At 68.2% G+C, this 17,081-nt stretch carries 16 protein-coding genes and 3 pseudogenes; 7 read left to right on the top strand and 12 right to left on the bottom strand.

All coding sequences use genetic code 11. The features are described from left to right. Nucleotides 1-27 precede the first annotated feature (27 nt). Nucleotides 28-996 carry an RNA polymerase sigma factor SigJ gene (sigJ, locus tag IE265_RS35280; RefSeq protein ID WP_190039859.1) on the bottom strand — a complete coding sequence of 323 codons (969 nt, stop codon included), beginning with the start codon at nucleotides 994-996 and terminating at the stop codon, nucleotides 28-30. 82 nt (nucleotides 997-1,078) lie between these two features. Beyond that, a complete protein-coding gene (locus tag IE265_RS35275; RefSeq protein WP_190039858.1) occupies nucleotides 1,079-1,813 on the bottom strand; it encodes an SDR family oxidoreductase in 735 nt (244 codons plus the stop codon). Between the two features lie 721 nt (nucleotides 1,814-2,534). Between IE265_RS35275 and IE265_RS35270 the strand changes: the two genes are divergently transcribed. Continuing rightward, entirely contained in the window at nucleotides 2,535-2,918 is a 384-nt protein-coding gene (locus IE265_RS35270) for a hypothetical protein (protein WP_190039857.1), read from the top strand. Here IE265_RS35270 and IE265_RS35265 read toward each other — a convergent pair. Then, nucleotides 2,852-3,097 (bottom strand): hypothetical protein, encoded by a 246-nt coding sequence (locus IE265_RS35265; protein WP_190039856.1) that lies wholly within the window; start codon nucleotides 3,095-3,097, stop codon nucleotides 2,852-2,854. The two genes, IE265_RS35270 and IE265_RS35265, sit on opposite strands and share 67 nt — an antisense overlap. A 964-nt stretch (nucleotides 3,098-4,061) precedes the next feature. Between IE265_RS35265 and IE265_RS35260 the strand changes: the two genes are divergently transcribed. Both IE265_RS35260 and IE265_RS35255 read left to right on the top strand, forming a co-directional pair. After that, the gene (locus IE265_RS35260; protein ID WP_190039855.1) at nucleotides 4,062-4,529 is read left to right on the top strand and encodes a hypothetical protein; all 468 of its coding nucleotides are present in this window, start codon (nucleotides 4,062-4,064) and stop codon (nucleotides 4,527-4,529) included. Nucleotides 4,530-4,608: 79 nt separating this feature from the next. Further along, nucleotides 4,609-5,001, top strand: a pseudogene (locus IE265_RS35255) (SDR family NAD(P)-dependent oxidoreductase); the annotation flags it as partial. A 289-nt stretch (nucleotides 5,002-5,290) separates the two neighbouring features. Here IE265_RS35255 and IE265_RS35250 read toward each other — a convergent pair. The 3 genes and pseudogenes from IE265_RS35250 to IE265_RS39410 form a co-directional block, all read right to left on the bottom strand. Beyond that, nucleotides 5,291-6,376 (bottom strand): hypothetical protein, encoded by a 1,086-nt coding sequence (locus IE265_RS35250; protein WP_190039854.1) that lies wholly within the window; start codon nucleotides 6,374-6,376, stop codon nucleotides 5,291-5,293. A 13-nt stretch (nucleotides 6,377-6,389) separates the two neighbouring features. Continuing rightward, entirely contained in the window at nucleotides 6,390-7,409 is a 1,020-nt protein-coding gene (locus IE265_RS35245) for a hypothetical protein (RefSeq protein ID WP_190039853.1), read from the bottom strand. Between the two features lie 377 nt (nucleotides 7,410-7,786). Next, nucleotides 7,787-7,909 (bottom strand): annotated as a pseudogene (locus IE265_RS39410) (DUF3500 domain-containing protein); the annotation flags it as partial. A gap of 688 nt (nucleotides 7,910-8,597) precedes the next feature. Between IE265_RS39410 and IE265_RS35235 the strand changes: the two are divergent. Next, nucleotides 8,598-9,536 (top strand): WD40 repeat domain-containing protein, encoded by a 939-nt coding sequence (locus tag IE265_RS35235; RefSeq protein ID WP_190039852.1) that lies wholly within the window; start codon nucleotides 8,598-8,600, stop codon nucleotides 9,534-9,536. A gap of 38 nt (nucleotides 9,537-9,574) precedes the next feature. On the opposite strand, the pseudogene IE265_RS35230 reads toward IE265_RS35235, so the two are convergent. After that, nucleotides 9,575-9,685 (bottom strand): annotated as a pseudogene (locus IE265_RS35230) (IS5/IS1182 family transposase); the annotation flags it as partial. A gap of 139 nt (nucleotides 9,686-9,824) precedes the next feature. Between IE265_RS35230 and IE265_RS35225 the strand changes: the two are divergent. Further along, nucleotides 9,825-10,736 carry a short-chain dehydrogenase/reductase gene (locus IE265_RS35225; RefSeq protein ID WP_190039851.1) on the top strand — a complete coding sequence of 304 codons (912 nt, stop codon included), beginning with the start codon at nucleotides 9,825-9,827 and terminating at the stop codon, nucleotides 10,734-10,736. A 373-nt stretch (nucleotides 10,737-11,109) separates the two neighbouring features. Here the strand turns inward: IE265_RS35225 and IE265_RS35220 are convergent, their stop codons facing one another. From IE265_RS35220 to IE265_RS35200, 5 genes are all read right to left on the bottom strand, one after another. Continuing rightward, complete coding sequence (locus IE265_RS35220) at nucleotides 11,110-12,282, bottom strand: caspase family protein (RefSeq protein WP_190039850.1); 1,173 nt, start codon at nucleotides 12,280-12,282, stop codon at nucleotides 11,110-11,112. A gap of 837 nt (nucleotides 12,283-13,119) precedes the next feature. After that, nucleotides 13,120-13,560, bottom strand: a complete 441-nt coding sequence (locus IE265_RS35215; RefSeq protein WP_190039849.1) for a hypothetical protein — start codon at nucleotides 13,558-13,560, stop codon at nucleotides 13,120-13,122. A gap of 334 nt (nucleotides 13,561-13,894) precedes the next feature. Beyond that, complete coding sequence (locus IE265_RS35210; RefSeq protein ID WP_190039848.1) at nucleotides 13,895-14,749, bottom strand: helix-turn-helix domain-containing protein; 855 nt, start codon at nucleotides 14,747-14,749, stop codon at nucleotides 13,895-13,897. Nucleotides 14,750-14,773: 24 nt separating this feature from the next. After that, nucleotides 14,774-15,301 (bottom strand): DUF6879 family protein, encoded by a 528-nt coding sequence (locus IE265_RS35205; RefSeq protein ID WP_190039847.1) that lies wholly within the window; start codon nucleotides 15,299-15,301, stop codon nucleotides 14,774-14,776. Next, nucleotides 15,273-15,533, bottom strand: coding sequence for a hypothetical protein (locus IE265_RS35200; RefSeq protein WP_190039846.1), 261 nt, complete (start codon nucleotides 15,531-15,533; stop codon nucleotides 15,273-15,275). Before IE265_RS35200 ends, IE265_RS35205 begins: the two co-directional genes overlap by 29 nt. A 245-nt stretch (nucleotides 15,534-15,778) precedes the next feature. Between IE265_RS35200 and IE265_RS35195 the strand changes: the two genes are divergently transcribed. Both IE265_RS35195 and IE265_RS35190 read left to right on the top strand, forming a co-directional pair. After that, nucleotides 15,779-16,084, top strand: a complete 306-nt coding sequence (locus IE265_RS35195) for a hypothetical protein (protein WP_190039845.1) — start codon at nucleotides 15,779-15,781, stop codon at nucleotides 16,082-16,084. A gap of 233 nt (nucleotides 16,085-16,317) precedes the next feature. Then, entirely contained in the window at nucleotides 16,318-16,500 is a 183-nt protein-coding gene (locus tag IE265_RS35190; protein ID WP_190039844.1) for a hypothetical protein, read from the top strand. Nucleotides 16,501-17,081 lie beyond the last annotated feature (581 nt).

The raw sequence follows: 17,081 nt of genomic DNA, 5'->3' as shown, positions 1-17,081 counted from the left end.
CGGCCCAGCCCCACACAGGACACGGTCTCAGTCGAGTGGCCAATTCGTCAGTTTCAGCGGATTAAGCATCAACCACACGTTCGTGACACATTCAGCACTGACGTCGAAGGTGGCCATCCCATATCGACGCTCCTCATTCCTCAGTATGTATCCGAGACCGTCAGCTGTGTCTCGTCGCTCAAAACGGAGAGCGGGTTGCTTACGCATCACTCCCATGAGCCACCGCGCTACATGATCCGAACCGCGGATAACCTGAGGTGCGGCATTGACGAATCCGCCGCCATCTACTCGCAGTTCGACATCTGGGGCCAATACGCGCAACAGGTCTTCAATATTCCCTCCAACCGTTGCGTCGCGGAATGTCCGAACAACTTCATCATGCTGTTGAGGGGAAACTTGTGCTCGTCTTTCTTCTCGAACATGCCGACGTGCGGACGTCGCCAATTGCCTTACGGCTCCCGGTGAACGGCCTACCACACTGGCAATCTCGCCAAACGGCACGCCGAATACATCATGCAGTACGAACGTCACTCGCTCAGCTGGGGTCATAGACTCGAGGACCGTCAACAAAGCCATGCTGACCGAATCATCGAGGGAAACGCGATCGAGCGGATCGGCGGCGATATGACTGGAGCTCGTTGGCTCCATCGCTGCGTCCGCAAAGAGGTCAGATGGGACTGGCTCCGGTAGCCATTGTCCGACGTACGTCTCCCGTCGTGCCCGCGCGGAGCCCAGCATGTCCAGTGAAATACGGCTCGCAACTCGCATCAACCACGCAGCGGGCGTGGCAATCGCTTCGCGTTCCTCGGCGTCAAGGCGGTACCATCTGACATACGTTTCTTGCACAACATCTTCAGCATCGGCAAGGGTGCCCGTCATGCGAAAGGCTAGCGATATCAAACGACGTCGCTCGCCCGCGACGGAATCGAGAATTCGCGATTCATTACGCTCGGCTCCCCCAAACCCTACGGATTCGGCAGAAAAATCTTCCGACATTGGGCACCCTTTCCAATCTGAGTGCGGTACGCCTCAACCATCATCTGACAGTCGAGCGTTCCATCGTCCTCTTATTTTGGTTTCAGGCGAGGGGGATTCCTGAAATGGGGTACCTCACAGTCCCTACCCGGTGAGCGCCACGTGGAACCATGGCATCGGTTGCCCCTTCCGCGTTCACGGTAACAACCTCGCGGTCGTCTCCGCGATCGGCCAGCGTGGCGCGGAAGAGGTCATCGTGGTAGAAGCGGTCGGGTCCAGCGATCTCGACCTCGCCTCCCGGCTTCAGTGTCGTGGCAGCCTCGGCGAGCAGCTCGATGACCTCGTCCAGCTCGACTGGCTGGATGAACGACCTGGGAGCGAAAACCTTTCCGTCCACAGTGTGCTGGTCAATGAGGATGGGAATGTAGCTCTGGAACTGAGTGGCTCGGATGATGGTTGCGGGAATCGAACCGGATCGGGCGGCCTTCTCTTGCGCTACCTTGCCGAGGTAGTACCCAATCTCAGACGCGTCTCCTTGTCCGACGCCGACGATGGAGAGCAGGACGTGATGACGCGCACCTGCCCGCTTGCCCTCCGCATTCAGATTGTTGATCGCTCCCTCGAAGAACGAAATGGCCCCCTCCGCATCAAAACGGGGGGTGTTCAGGACGTTCACGATGGTGTCGACTCCGACGAGGGCCTCGGCGAGCCCCTTGCCAGAGATCACGTCGATCCCGTCATCAAGTCCTCCCGAGACCACCTCGATGCCCCTGGTCTCCAGCTTGTCAGCAAGGGGGGAGCCGACACGGCCGCGCCCACCAGCGATGAAAACCTTCATTTTTCACTCCGTTCCGGGCCGCCGGTCGCTGCCCTCACCGATATGACGACGCAGGCCAGGAAAATGTCAGGCCCCGCGGCAGATCTTTTCTCAGGGGCCCCTCGGCCGCTGCGACCGGCGGGGCAACTGGGGGCGGACCTCACCGGCGAATGCGGGCCGTAGGAAGGGCTACGGCGCGCGCGTTGCAGGACAAGGCGTACGCCAGCCAACACGAAGCGAAGGTGTGCGGAGCCCGGTCTCGGCGTGATCGGCATCACCTGACTCCCGTTCGCGCCTCTCACGACGGGGGAATGGCTTCGTAGGTGACAACCGACTCCAGTTGTAGTTCTTTTCTGACTCCACCTAAGGTGTCTCGATTGGCCCGGTCATGGGCTTGCCGGAGGTGTGTTTCTCCCGTTCTATGCGGCGTCCGTGTCGCGGACTGTTTGGTCGGGTGAACATGGGGCTCGTGAAGGGGCAGCCAGCTTGATGCTGTGCGTCGGAGCCGGAGCGAGCCCGCGGCGCTATGTCAGCCGCTTGTTCAGCAGGCAGCCGGCACGCCAAGATCACCGCTGACTGCGAGCACTCGCAGAGCTGGAGCCGAAGCCAATTGGATGCGGGCGAGTTCGCTCCTTGAGCCGCCGATGCACCGAATGCATCACCTGACGTGCCCCTGTTCGCGGGCCCGGGTGATATCGGCGGCATGTCCGAGTCTTCACATGCCTTCCGAGGGAATCTTCTTATGGACTTCGATGTGCAAAACCATGCGCGCACTCGCGCCCTGCCTTCCGACGCATGTACGGAGCGGCCGGTTGTGGTGCGCTATGACCGGAACTGGCCGAGCCCGTTCGCCGACTACGCGATCCCGGATGACGAGGTCGTGCCGACCGCGAGCGAGGTCAGGGCCCTTATCAGCACGTTGCGCACGCTCGATCGGGTACCGCGTCTGGAGTACCTGCCCTCGTGCGCGCCGCAGGCCGAGCCGGTCCTGCTCGCGGCGCTCAGCCGGGTCCCCCGACGGCCGCTGGTGCGAGCGCGCGCCTCGCACCAGCAGCACGGTCAGATCCGCACCGCCGCCGCGTCCACCTCGCCCATCACCGTGGCGATGAACAGGGTGTTGGCGTAACCCAGCCCCGAGGCCGACAACGGGAACGGCTCGGCGGAGACGTCACCCAGCAGCAGGCGCAGCGACCGGGCGATCGACGCGAACGTCGGCTCGGTCAGGTCCAGTTCACTCGCCTGGGAATGCGCGCCGACTGTCGGATCCCGCAGCGGCTCGTTGATCTTCTCGCTGACCTTGACCACGTCCGGGTCCGCAGCACCTTCTTCAGCTGAGTGCCGATCCGTTCCACGAAGGCGTCCGCGTGCTCGTCATCGCCCAGCAGCCCGCGAAGGATCATCCGCACCCGATCCCCGCCTGCAGAGGCCAGCTCCCGCTCGGCACCGCGCAGCGCCGGCAGATAGACATGCGGCACACTGCCCCGCGCCGGAGGGGCACCCGTGACCGGAAGGCCCGCGCCCTGCGCCCAGACGGTGCCCCCACGCCGCCCGCCCGTTTGCGGCGGCGTCCAGGACGCCTGCCGCCGGGCGGTACGGCGGAGGGGGCCGTGCCGGCTCCGTCCGGCATGGCCCTGGACCGAATCCAGCCCTTCCCGTGCCTGGTGGAGGTCGATTCTGCTGTGGCCTGCCGTGGTCGGCTCTGTGGTCGGCTCCGTGGTTGGGCGCTCGGCGGGTGATGGTCGGGTGTGTGGTCGGGCCGTACAGCCGGCCAGACGGTCGGAGTGTCCGGTTGGCTGGGATGGCAGCGTGCCCCTGGGTATCCGCGCGGACTCCGGGGGGGGGCAGGCGTGCGCGTATCCCACAGCAGGAACGGAGGTACGCGTCCGGCTCAACGACGGCCGGTGCTCCCCGTTACTCCTTGCCGGCGGTGGGGTCAGTCGTGGCCGCTTCGCGCGGGCGTGTCTGGCGGGTGGTGGCGTCCCTGAACCAGGAACTGGTCCGCAGCGGGGTGGTGTCGGGCCAGGGGCGGTGTCCGGCGTGCGGGTTGACGGTGTCCGGTAAGACTGTTGCGACAGGCCTCACGGCGTGACGCCTGCCCATTGTCCGCTGACATCGAACCTGGACCGCTTGTCACCGAAGTTGAACCATTGGGACACCCAAGGATCGGCGCGGGTCGTACTGGATGTCCTCAAAGGGCCCGGATCGATCTGCTGGCCCCCAAGCTTCCGCGCTGTGGCCACGACCCGGACCATGCAGCTAACTTACGGGGATGGTCACCAGCAGCAGGGCCCAACCTGCCCAGGTCTCGACCCTCAACGGGATCGGTGCGCTGCTCATGAAAGGCGTAGCAGCCCTGGTGGTCCCTTGCGGGCCGACCGTACTCGCTGTCGCGGTGCTCCTTCCCGATCCTCACCGGATCGTTCTGCTCGTCGGCACGCTCACCACAGCTGTGAGCGTTCCTGGGGGTGTCGCGCTGTGGCGTCTGGCCGGTCGCAACCGCGCGGGAACCCGACGCCTCGAAGCCGTTGGCGTCCGAGCGACCGCGGAGGTCCTCACCTCTACCCTCACAGCGTCGGACGAAGGGCACACCTACGAGGTTGTGATGCGGGTCAGCGGTTTCGGCTTCGAGCCCTTCGAAGTGACTCAGAGCCGAACCGGCAGCGCCGGCCTGTCCGCAGGCGCACGTCTGCAAGCCCTGGTCAACCCCCATGACTGTTCCTACGCGATCCTCGACTGAACCACGACCACAAGATCAAGTCGCCACAGCAGCGGATGCCTCGTTCGTCGGTTGAGGATCTCACCCGCCGACGCGGGCCGTGCGGCGCCTGGCCGGCGGCGCCGGAACCGTCGACATCCTGGTCAACAACGCGCGTGTGATGACGTTCTCCCCAACCCCCGGCCAGGACCTCGCGAGTTACGACGCCGCCTTCGCCGTCAACGTGCGCGCACCGTTCCTGCTCACCGCGCTGTTCGCGGAGAGGATGGCCGCGGGCTGCGGCGGCAGCATCGTCAACATCAGCTCCACCGCGGCCGGCCTGGGCACGCCCGGCATGGCTGTCCACGGCGCCACCAAGTCTGCGCTCGAATCGTTGACCCGCACCTGGGCGGCGGAGTTCGCCGAGTCGCACGTGCGGGTCAACGCCGTGGCCCCAGGGACGATGCGCAGTTCCAAGGTGGTCGCTGCAATGGGCCCGGACATGGGCGGCATGGGTCTGACCACCGCGCTCAAGCGCACGTCGGACCCGGCCGAAGTGGCCCTGGCGGTCGCATTGGGTGGGGACTGCCTCGCGGATGGCCAGCCACCGCCACTACGTACGATCACGTGGAGCAGTGGCTCCGCTCGCGCTACTGCACGATCGTCTGGCACCGCACCCGCGCGTCGGGCACGCTCGTCGACCTGGTCGCCGCCGATCCGATGCCGTGCCCGGCCGGCGTCGCGCTCTGCCGGACGGGCCCGGGACGCGTCGCGCGCCCGGGCCCGTCCCGTATCGGTGCAGGTCAGCGGACCTGGACGGATGCGACCAGAGTGTTCAGGTCCGGCCAGAGCTTCTTGTTCGTCTCCGGCAGTACGACCCACAGCACCGAGGGGCGGGCCCGCCCGGTGTCGACCACGAGGACCGCATTCAGGTCCATCGTGGACGGCACCCCGCGTTTGTGGAAGTGGATCTCGCTGACCAGTAGCCAGGCGTCATGTCCGTCGACCTTCAGCGGCTTCGAGGCGACGTCGACCAGGATCGCCTGGTCGCGGGGGTACTCATAGCGCCGCCGCTCGTCCATCACCGCGCCCGCCACGCCCCGCAGCTCGCCGGTGCCGCCGGCCGCGGCCATGATGTCCTCATCGACCTGCGTGGACTTCACGAGTGCGCGCTGGCGCCCCTCCTGCTTGCGGGTGAAGCCATCGAAGACCGGATCCAGCGTCTTGCTCCGGTCCCACGTGCCGCCCAGCTCCGCGTACTCCAGGGAGGAGTCCGTGACGGTGCCGATGACCGGCGAGCCCTCGCCCGGGTAGTCCGGCACCTTGACGGTCCCGGTGAGCCGCCGCTCCTCGGGCAGCGGGGAGACGCCGGGGGTGAGAGTGGGCACGGGGATGCCCCGCTGCGGGGCGTCCGCGGTGCTGCCCGCGCAGGTGGCGGACGGGGAGTCCGGTGTGCTGTGCGCCTGCCGGACCACCTTGCCGCCGACCAGCACGGTGCACGTGAGAGTGCCCCCTTCCTGGTCCTCGCGGCTGCTGACGTCCAGATGGAAGTCGGCGCCCGCCGCCAGCTCGACGGTCTTGCGGTACGGCAGGATGACGATCTCGTGGGGCTCTTGGCCGCCGTTCGCCTCCCCGACGGTGAGGTTCACCGAGGGGTGGTCGCCCGTCGCGATGTAGGTGACCTCGACCCGCCGGGATTCCTTGTCCGGGGATGCCCCGTTGTCGCTCGGGTCGCCGACGGCCAGGGTCAGGCCCACCGCGCCGAGCGTGACCACCTCGAAGAGGATCACCAGGGCGCCGACCAGGTAGAACCCGCCCGGGATCCGGTCGAAGGTCTTCTTGCCGCGGCCGGAGTGGAACTCGCGTCTCGGCTGGGATGTCTGCGTCATGTCGTCCTCCCCCTCACGCCCGGCCGCTGTCGCCGGACCGGCGGTCGGCCGGCTCGTCGGCGAACTGCGTGGCCAGCATCCCCGCTTCCCGCGCCTCGTCCAGCATCCGGTGCAGGTCCTGGAGTCGGGACCGGTCGGCGAGCCCCTCGATCTCGGCGACGGCCAGCTCGTCCCGCACCGTGTTCACCACCAGCTCGTGCATGTCCTCGCCGAGTTGCTCCAGCTCTCGTACGGCCTCCCACTCGCGGTACGCCGCGTCCGCCGCGCGGGTGTTCTCGGCGTACCGCTCCAGCGCCTCCACCCGCTCCTCCAGCGCGCTCGACGACAGCCGCAGCGCCTGCCGCTGAGTCCGCAGCACCTCCTCCACCCGCGAGCCGGAGGCGTCCCCGGCAACAGTGCGCACCTTCCGCGCCAGCCGGGTCAGCTCGGCCAGGCGCTGGGCGATCTCGTACTGTTGGGCCGGCAGTGTCACGTCGTTGGCGATGTCGTCCAGCAGCCCGTCCCGGTCGACCTGCGACTGGAGTACCGCCGTCACGGCGGCCTGGGCGCGCTCCATCCGGCGCAGCGGCGAGTGGCCCAGCAGGTCGCGCAGGGAGTCGTTGCCGAAGTCCTCGGCCAGGTAGTAGCGGCCGTGGCGCAGCCGGGCCACCCGCTGCCGCTCGTCGGTCCCGCAGCCGACGACGACGATCAGCAGCCAGGCCAGCAGGTGCACGCCCACGACGGTCAGGATGAAGGCCTCGAACCCGAACTGGACCCCGACCCAGATCAGCGCCGCCTGCGCCGCGAGCCCGACGGCCAGGCCGGGCCACACGCCGATCAGCGCCCACAGGATCGTCACCGGCAGTAGCGCGCACACCGCGGAGACCCCCAGGGCCGTCCAGATGTCCGCCTTGGTACGGCCGCCCAGCCCCGGCTCCTCCGGCAGCGGCAGTGTGGCTGGGAAGAGTCCGTCGGCGGACTTCTCCAGCAGCGCGCGCTCCGCGTCCTCGAGGGCCGGATCCACCACCGGCCGCAGCGCAATGTCCTGCGCCATTCAGCAACACCCCCCACAGGTTGGGGAGATCGTGGCACACGCCGCAGGGGCTGCCCACGCCACCCCTGTTCCCGGCCGCCGACCGAGACGGCGCGAACCCGAAGACGAAATGTTCTCCACCCTTGGCCTGATGCCGCTGAGGCCGACGGGGTGCGACGCGCAGTCAGAGGCGCCTGTGTCCGGTAGCCGGCACCCTCAGTCCTGGGCCCGGTGACCCCTGTCCGGGCGCTGGCAATTGCCGCTTCACGATTGACTGGTGGAAGCCCATCCGGGCTGCCGCGGCGCGGCGTCGAGTTCGGCGTCCTGCGTACCTGAACGAGCGCGAGGCGCAGATTCTGTCCTGCATGCCGCAAGCACGGGCTGTGACCGAGTTCGTTGTTGAGGTCACGCCAGATCGCGTGGACATGCTGGCCCGCGGCGACCGCGTTGTCGGCCTCGACGAGCAGATCATGCGTGGAAATGCGGTAGTAGTGGGCGGTGTTTGCCTCGCGTCCGCCTGCCCAAGCGACGGTCGAAGCGCGGGCCGCAGAGGGCGTGAGACCGGCCGCGCACCATGGGCCGCGTGTTTCGGCGAGCTCATAGGGACCATCCCCGAGGTCGGATCACCGAATGAGGTTGGGTGCCGAGGCCATCGCTGCGAGTGCGGGGAGCAGAGGCGGTCCCGGCCTGCGACCTTGCCGTAGGTGGGACCATCCCCGCGCCCCGCGGGGATGGTCCGAGCTGGAACTCATCAGTCGGGCTGGGGGTTGGGGGCAGGAAGCCGGAGAAGAATGTCATGTGCGCGGGCAGGGTGTAGGCGCCGTCGCCCTCGGCGTCCCCATTGGCCGTCCCGGCAGGACCCCGGCGACGCGGGGTGTACGGACGTCCTGAAGTGTGCTGTGGGCGACGTCGTGGCGCAGGGAGTCGAGCGTCGCGAACACGATGGAGGTGCCGGACTTGAGGCCGATTGCGGCAGGATAGGCAGCCAGCAGACTTCCTGCGTCGCTGGGTTGAGACTTCGAACACCTTCCTTTACGGCACGAGAGCCTTGTGCGTTGGGGGCACCTCACTCGCGCCGCCTCCCTTTCCGGTCGATCCGACTCTGTTCACCGGTCGTTCATACCGATTTCCAGCAGCAGGAAGTTGTCCCCCACGCATTTCTGACACGACGGTCACATGCGGGAGTGCGGACAGTCGGAAGGGAATGCGATGCGTTCGAGAAGAGTCGGTTCCGGGATCGAGATCGCCGGGTTCGACGGCCCGGTCCATCCGTTGCTCCACCGCTCCCCGGCGGGTGGGACGGAACTGGTGACCGCCGCCGCCGGGCGACTGGTCCGGTGGGAGGCCGGGTCCGGCCGCCTGGTGAGCGAATTCGAGGTCCCCCGGAACGCGTCCACGGAGACGTTCGCGTCGAGGGCGCTCGTGCTCGCGGACGGACGGGTACGCATCGCGGCCGGGGACGAGGATGGGCTCTGCCTGTGGGACGGAGTGAGCGGACGCCTTCTGGCGGACGCGGTCGGGAAGGACCGGATCCACGATGTCGCCCTGGGACTCACGAGCGGTGGACGGCCCTTGCTGGCCGGGGCTGGGGCGAACGGGCTGCATCTGTGGGACCCGGTCACGGCCGCGCCCCTGACCCCGCTGCTGGAGCACGTGGGAGAGCCGGCCGCGGTGACCCTGGCGGCCTTGCGCGGCGGGCCCACACTGATCGTGACCGGGGACCATGAAGGAGTACGGCGCTGGCAGGGGGACTTCTGCGACTCGCCGTTCGGCGCGCAGATCGACGCGCCCCATATCGACATGCTGACCACGGCGTACACCGAGGACGGGCGGTCGCTGATCGTCGGTGTGGTGGAGGAAGGCGAGGCCGTCTGCCGCTGGGACGCCGAGACGGGGGAAGAGGTCGGCACGCCGATTCCGACCGACGGGGAGTTCGTGAGGATCGCGACGGCGACCGTGTCGGGCCGGTTGCGGCTGTTCACCGCGGACCACGATGTGGTGCGTCAGTGGGACCTGCTGTCGGGCGAACCCTTCGCAGAGACGTTCGTCGGATCCTTCGTCTCGACCGTGTCCCTGTCGGACGGAAGCGCGCTCCTCGCCGCGGGCACGAAGAAAGGCGGCAGGGTGACCACCCACCACCTGGTCTGACAACCCCCGACAGGGGCACTGAGCATTTTCCATCTTGATCAGGCGGCGACTTCGAGGGCGACGACGGCTCGGACGACGGCTGTGATCCGGGTGGTGCTGCAGCGGAGCTTTCGCAGGAGCCGCGAGGACTTGAGGATTGCGATGGCACGTCCTCCCGGGCCCGTGGTGCCCAGGCGGCGGTGCCGTCACCCTCGTGGCTCGCGGTGGCGGGCGGGCCGGAGCGGGGCGTGGTCGACTGGCCTGGTGCGCGGTGCGGCGCGGGTCGCAAAGGCGGGCCTGGAGGTGGTCATGGCGGAGGGTGGACCGTACACGCGGATCGCGGTGGTCACCGGCGCGGCGCGCGGCGTGGGAGCGGCGGTGGCACGCCGCCTGGCCCTGCGGGGCATGCGGGTGGCGCTGCTGGGCCGCGAGCTTGACTCGTTGCGCCAGGTAGCGGCCGGGTTGCCGACCGAGGCGCACTGCTTCGAGGTCGACGTGACCGACGAGGCGGCGCTCCAGGGCGCGGCCCGCAGCGTCGACGCACGGCTGGGTCCCGCTTCGGTGGTGATCGCCAACGCGGGGATCGCTGCCGCGGGCCCGTTCGCCACGTGCGAGGCATCGCTGTTCGACCGGGTGGTCGAGGTCAACCTGATCGGGAGCGCGAACACTGCCCGTGTCTTTCTGCCTCAACTCGCCCGTACCGGGGGGTACTTCCTTCAGGTGGCGTCCACTGCCGCGTTCGGTTCGGCGCCGATGATGAGCGCGTACTGCGCGTCGAAGGCGGGCGTGGAGTCATTTGCCCAGGCTCTGCGGACCGAGGTGCGTCCGGCGGGCGTGGGGGTGGGCATCGCGTACCTGCACTGGACCGGCACCGACATGATCGCGGCCCTCGACGACCATCCGGTGCTGCGGGCCCTGCGTTCCCATCAGCCCGCGCCCGCCCGCCGCGTGCACAGTCCCGAGCAGGTCGCCGGCTGGCTGGTGCGCGGCGTGGAGCGGCGCGCGGTCAGCGTCTACGCGCCACCGTGGCTGCGTCTGGTGCAACCGCTGCGTCCGGTGCTGCCGTTGGTGGTGTCGGCGGTGGCACGGCGGTCGTTGTCGGCGCTGCCGTCCGAGGAGTTGCAGCGGACCACCGGGGTGCTCGGGGCGGGCGGCGCCGCCGACCTGCGGGCGCGGGGCGCGGTACCGCCGGTGCCGCCGGTGACCCCGCCCCAGACTTGACCGGAGTACCCCGACGAGGTGCGTGAGCGAGCCGTCCGCAGACGAGCCCCGGCTGGCTGTCTACGACCTGGCCTTTGCGACGGCGGACGGGACGCGCCCGGGAGCATCCCTCCCTGTCCGTCGGACGATCCGCGCGCGGATCATGCGTGGTCCAACCCGCTCGCATGCGAAGCCAGGTTCACCGCCTGGCCGGAGCAGGCCACGGCGTGTTGTGGCAACGCCGGGCGAACCGACCCACGCGACCCGCGAGTGCTGTCGCGCGGACCGCGAACGCCGGTCCGGCAACCGATGATGGCCCGCTGCTCAATGAGGTTGCGGACACGTGGTTCGACAGGCCGATGGGCAAGCCCGGACCGCAAGGAGACGCGAGCGTTCATTGGTCCGGCTCTCGGAGGTATGCCGGATTGATCGCCAGGGGCAGCTGCCCCACGGTGGAGCCCCGCCCTTGCTGCATCTGGGGTATGGGAAGAGCCTTGGCGGCGGTACGCGCTCGCAGCTCACGGACAATCAGATCGAGGTCGAGGAACTGCGGGCCGTCGGCCACGCCGTGGCGAAGGATGTCGATCAACTCGCCCGCGAATGCCGTGTAGGGCTGCCCTGCCGGAGCCAGAGCCGCCTGACTCGAGGTCGTGGCGGCAATGAGAATGGTCCCCTCGATGTCCATGAGCGGGAGCGGTTCGACGCTGCCCATGACGGCTGCAGCTCGGCCGCTGTAACAGCAGTCGAGGATGACCACCTTGCGTCGAGCATTGCTTTCGAGGACCGCTCGGCGAATCCAGTTGTATTGGAGAGCTGTGTACGCGGCCTCGGAACGGGTGTCCGGGAGCGCCAGGGACAGATCACCACTGTGACGATCCACGAGTCCGTGTCCTGAGAAATACAGAAGCAGAGTGTCCTCTGCTTCATCGCTGGCCTCCTGGACGACGTCCAGGACGTTGGTCCCACTGCTTGGATCGATCAGGACTGTCGAGTGCTCTGGCCTGAACGCTCCAGTGGGCCCGGCGAGTGAGTCCGCCAAGGCGCCCAGGCTGGCCGGAACCGAAGGCAGCGGAACCAGATGAGCGTAGTTGCCGACCCCGAAGAAGACTGCACGGCTCTTGTCGGACTTGGGCATGAAATGCCGAGCCGACCCGCGTGGGGGTGTGGCGGGCTCCGATGCCCCGGGCCCGGACGGTGCCCCTTGAGTCTGCGTGGGCCGATCGCTTTCGGTTGCCAGAGGATCGAGCACCAATTCCTCATCGGCCAGTGCCCAGAGCTGGTCGAACCGGTCACACTCGTCTGACTCGTCCAGCCCTCGCGCACGGCCGGCGAGTACCTGCACGACGCACATCGTCAACTGCCAGTCAGGCACCCGGGGATGAGTGAACAGGTCGTGGACGCGCGTGTGACTCGGTGGTGGATGCAGAAGATCTTTCAGAGCCGCTGCGATATCCCGGGTGCTGGGGCGCCCCGCATGTCGAAGCAGGTTGTGCAGCGCATCGCTGAGATCTTTGCGCGCCCCCTGCGGCAACTCCGGGCGGGCCAGGTGTCGCCTGACGGCTCCCATAGCGGCCCCTTCGACGTTCGTGATCCGTAGGACCAGCATCCTGCAACCCGTTGTCAGCCGTTGTCAGCTGCTGTCAGACCATGTCTGACGTTGTGGAACGTCGTAGCGCGCCGGTGCCTTTCGTCAGGACAAACGCAATCGAACCCACGCTGGTTCCACGGGTCGCGAATCGAGCGCGACGGTTTGGAGGAGGCGCGGATGAACGTGTTGTGGGAAGGACTGCTGACGCAATTCCCGTCGGCGTTGATCACGGCCGCTGTAGCAGGCGTTGCGACCTGGGCAGCCCGCGTAGCTGCCCGACGCCGGAAGGCGCCTGAATCGGAAGAACGCTGATGCTCCGTGGCGCCGCCGGGGCACCCGAGTTCCTCACGCTCTGATCCGGGGCCGACCTCGTGGGCTTCCGACAATGAGAGGTGCGTGCGCGGCGCCGCTTCCCAGGGCAAGCATCAGCAGCACGAACGCCCCAGGCATGCGCTGACGAGCCTCCGGTGACTTGAGGACCATCCCCGCCCGCCGGGGAACAGCGAGGCAGCCTCGCAGATCTCGCCGAGAGGGGCGGGGAGCAGGACGCCCTGGCGGCGTCCTGTGGGACGTCGTTGGGACCATCCCCGCTGCGACCGGTCGGTACGGGACGGGTCCGTTCACCCGTTCGCCGGTCAGCGGTCTCCTCGCGGAGGTGGGCGGTGGACAGGTCGAGGATGGTGCGGATGGCAACTTGAGCCGCCGGCACACGCGGAAAGGCCCCGCTCTCACCGGAACCGGTGAGAGCGGGGCCTTCGAACGCCTTGCGAGTGATCTGTGCAGCCAAAGGCCCTGCACCCACGTCACCGTGTGATGTCAGGCATGCTTGAGCATGGTGTTGGAGCAGTTGGAAGAGGTGCCCTTCACGTAGCAGACCTGAAGGAGGACCATCTCCCCCTCCGGTAGATTGCCGGTCGTCCACGGGCTTGTGTAAGGGGCGTCGTGGCCGCGTGTGGTGGCCATGCGGTGGAGGGTCCCGCTGTAGAGATGCGCCTCGATACCGTAACCATCGGCCAGGCCGTCACTCGCCAAAAACGCATCCCCGGGCCAGTTCAGCTCCGGTATCGGGTCGGAGTTCCAGTACAGATAGCCGGCATGCTTGCCGTCTCTGAGAACCACGATCTGACCCGAGCCGTTCGGGGAATCGTAGGCGAACGTGATCGATGCGGCGCTGGCGGGACTGGCGCCGGCCACGAGCGTTCCAGCGGCCAGGGTGGTCGCGGCGAGCAGTGTGGTAGCCCTCTGGATGAACTTCACTCAGTTCCTCAACTTCCGCTTCTGTACAAGCACATGGCGAACTCATGTCCGCATGGGCGAAGCGTGATCATATCTGCGGTCGTCCGTCACGCACAGCTCATTAGTGGCACGGCTGGTGCGGCACGCCGCTCACCCCAGAGGTCTGACGAGCGTTCCGCCGGGCCCGGTCATGCGCGGCTCGTGTGGGGGCTGGCCGAGGAGAGCCCGGTGAATACGCCGGTTTCCGTGCCTTCTGATGGTGAGATGGCTGCCGTTGCGGGATCGAGCGGCCGCTGACACCCATGCCCCCTTCCGACCCTACGGGGTCGGAAGGGGCCCTTTCGTGCGTCCGGGGTCAGTGCACGCCCTCGATGGCCTTCACGATCAGCGCACGCGCATCGGCCCCGTACACAGCCATGCGGCGCAGCTGCTCGAACGCCACCAGATACTGCGCCACTTCAGTCGGCTGGGTGACCGTCACCTCGGCAGACACCAGCTCGACGGACACCAGCCTGTGGTCGTAGATGTGGAAGGTCTCCTCCGGCCAGTGCACCCGCCGCATGCCCGCCGGGATGACACCGAGGGACACGGCAGGCAAGGCCCCCGCGGCGAGCAAGTAGCCCAACTGGGCCGCCATGGCATCAGGGTTGGCCACCTGACAGTGCAACACCCCTTCCTCCACAACGATGACGAACCGTCGGCGGCCGGGCTCGTGCACGATGCGCGAGCGCTCCACCCGCGCGGCCGCGGCCGGCCCGCTGTCGTCGGTGGGCAGTTCGTGGATCGCGGCCGCCATCTTCAGCACCGCGAGCGCGTACCCCTCCGTCTGGAGGAGGCCGGGCACCAGGCTGGAGGAGTAGACGCGGAAGACGTCGGTGTCGCGCCAGACTCGCGCCCGGCTCTCCTGGATGTGCCGGAGCCCGGAGCGGACCTGGTCGCGCCACCGCCGGTACATGTTCTCGGCGTTGACGGACTGGACGACGAGGTCCTCCGCCTGGTCCTCGGCCTGGACGGCGGAGCACCAGCGGCGGATGTCCGTCGCGGAGGGCCCAGTGAGGGCGTTCTCGATGCGCGACGTCTTCGAGTAGTGCCAGCCGCACGCAGCAGCCAGCTGCACGAGCGTCAGCCCGGCCTCCTTGCGAAGGTCACGCAGCCGACCAGCGACGGCTTCACGAGCGGCCTGAGCCGATGAGGACGGGGATGCTGGCATGGGCTGGCGGCTGGCGCTTCCTGTTCAGTGGATCCGGTACTCGCTGTGGGGCGTGGCGCGCGCCCACACGGCGGCGAACGCCTCGGCGCACAACTTCGCTGCCCCGTGGTCCTCGGAGACCTCGTGGCCGACCATGGCTCCTTCGCCGGAGAAGTAGCCCCACCGGATGATCTGGTCGTCGAACAGCCAGAAGTCGTTACCGGGCAGGGCGATGTCGGAGGCGCGGCGGCGGGGCAGCCATCGCACGTCCTCGCCCGCCTGGACGTTGACGATGGTGGAGGCGTGCTCGTAGCGGATGTAGTCGCTCACGGGCTCGGACACGATCCGGGCGCGCCGTACGGTCACGCCTCGGGCGGCGGCCGACGCGACGAGGTCGACCCAGGGTGCCCAGTCCGGGGAGGCGGGGTCGGTGTCGAGTCGGCCGGTCTCCAGCCAGGTGCGGAAGTCCTCGGCCTCGGCGGCGACGCCGTACTGGTCCCGCATCTCCAGGTGCACGGCGGTGCGCTCGGCCCCGGCGAGCAGGTCAGCGATTGTTGGCCCGCTCGGCGACATCGCACGCCTCCCTGATCATCGGCACCATCCTGACGGGGAGGCGGACCAGGCCCTCGTCCGCCGGGATGCCGACGGCGTGGCCCGGTACCTCGAACGCCGCGACTTCCGCGTGGAGCTGCGGGTCCGGCTTCCATCCCTGGAAGACGATCTCTCCCTGCTCTTCGTCGACCCACACGGTCGGGGAATCCGCCGTTTTCGTGTCCGGGTCGATCCCGATGAACCGTAACGACATTCCGGCCTCCTGCCCTCAGGGTGTGCAGTTCTTTGCGCCACAGTCGAGCAGGTGGCTGAGCCGGTCAAGAGGGCGAACACGTCAAACCACCCGGTAGAGGCGGTGTCCTGCAAAGAAGTGCACATCTCTCGCTGCGCTGCACATCGCGCTCATACCGTCGGCCTCACGACAGACCCCGGCACTGGAGTCGACATGGCTGACGATCCGCACACCTCGCCCCCGCGCACAAAGCAGGATTGCGGCTGGTGTCACTTCCACAGGGTCCGTCCGGCACCGCGGTCCTCGTGGGTGCGCACGAACGGATCTCCGGCCCGTCCTGGCCGCTGTACGCCTGCGCCCCCTGCCGCGATCAGCGACGCCTCGCCCCCGCTGGCATGACCGACGCCCCGAAGCAGAGCTACAGGCAGACCTACCGGGCCATGCTCGCGCACTTCGCGGCCTGCGCCGCCTGCCGGGCCGAGGGCGCGACGCCCTGCTCGGCCGGCGCCGCCCTGAGCATCGCGCACCGCGACGTCAGGAGAGGAGCGGCACATGATCTTCGCAAGGTGTGACCAGCGCCTCGCCGATGCCGCTCCCTGAGACTCCCCCCCCGGCTCCCCACCCGTGGACAGGTCGAGCAGCCGGGGCGGGCCCGTCAAGCACGTGACCGACCTTGACCAGGTCGGCCCGATCCGCAGAGAGGAGGTGCCCATGCCCCGCAACCTTGGGACCGCCCACACGTGGCCGCCCGTCCCGAAGCCGGACGATGACCCGCCCACGCCGCCCGAGAACGACTAGGAGCACCATGGCCGCCGACCGTGCCCTTACCTCCCGCCAACTGGCCGCGAGTGAGCTGGAGATCGACCAGGTGCGAGGACGCAGGTACTGCCGGACGCATCCGCACCAGCAGATGATTCCGCTGCTGCCCGGTGTGGACATCTGCCCCGCCTGCCCCGAGGGCGACGACAGCCCGGCGGCCGACTGTTGATGTGCCCGGCCGCGCTCGCCCTGGAAGGTCGCGCGGCCGGACACCCAGCACCCCCAGCCCGATACGAGGGAGGGAACACAGATGAGGGTAGACAGCACGCCGCCGACTCCGGGCCCGGATCCGCCGGGCGGTCCTGACCCGCAGCAGCCGCGGAGCCGCCGGCAGAGCTGACCGGCCCCCGGCCGCACGATCATGGGAATCTGCTCCCCGCGCCCGCGCGGGTGGCCCTGAATGGCTGCCGGTCGGAGGAAGGCCAGGGGGATGGTCGGGTCCGTCCATCGCGCAGTGTTGCCATCACCCTGATTGGTGCTGCCAGCAAGACGCCTCCGGGCGCCGGCTTGAGGCGGGCTGATCCGCCGAGACGGACGGATGGGATATCGGCCGTTTCCGTTCGAACCGCGGGGTGCAGGTGGTGGTTGCTGGGGCATGGGGACGGCTTGCGGACGTGCCGCAGTAGTGCAGGTGGACGGCCGTTGGGTGCCGGCGACGGACGGTTTGCGCTGATGAGCTGGTCTGTTCCCGGAGAGTGCGGGCGTCTGAGGGTGTCGTGTGCGGGTGCTTGGCGGATTTAGGGTCGCGTC

This window comes from Streptomyces fructofermentans (assembly GCF_014651055.1).
GTDB classification, from domain to species: Bacteria; Actinomycetota; Actinomycetes; order Streptomycetales; family Streptomycetaceae; genus Streptomyces; species Streptomyces fructofermentans.
This window is presented reverse-complemented; position numbering and strand designations above follow the sequence as displayed.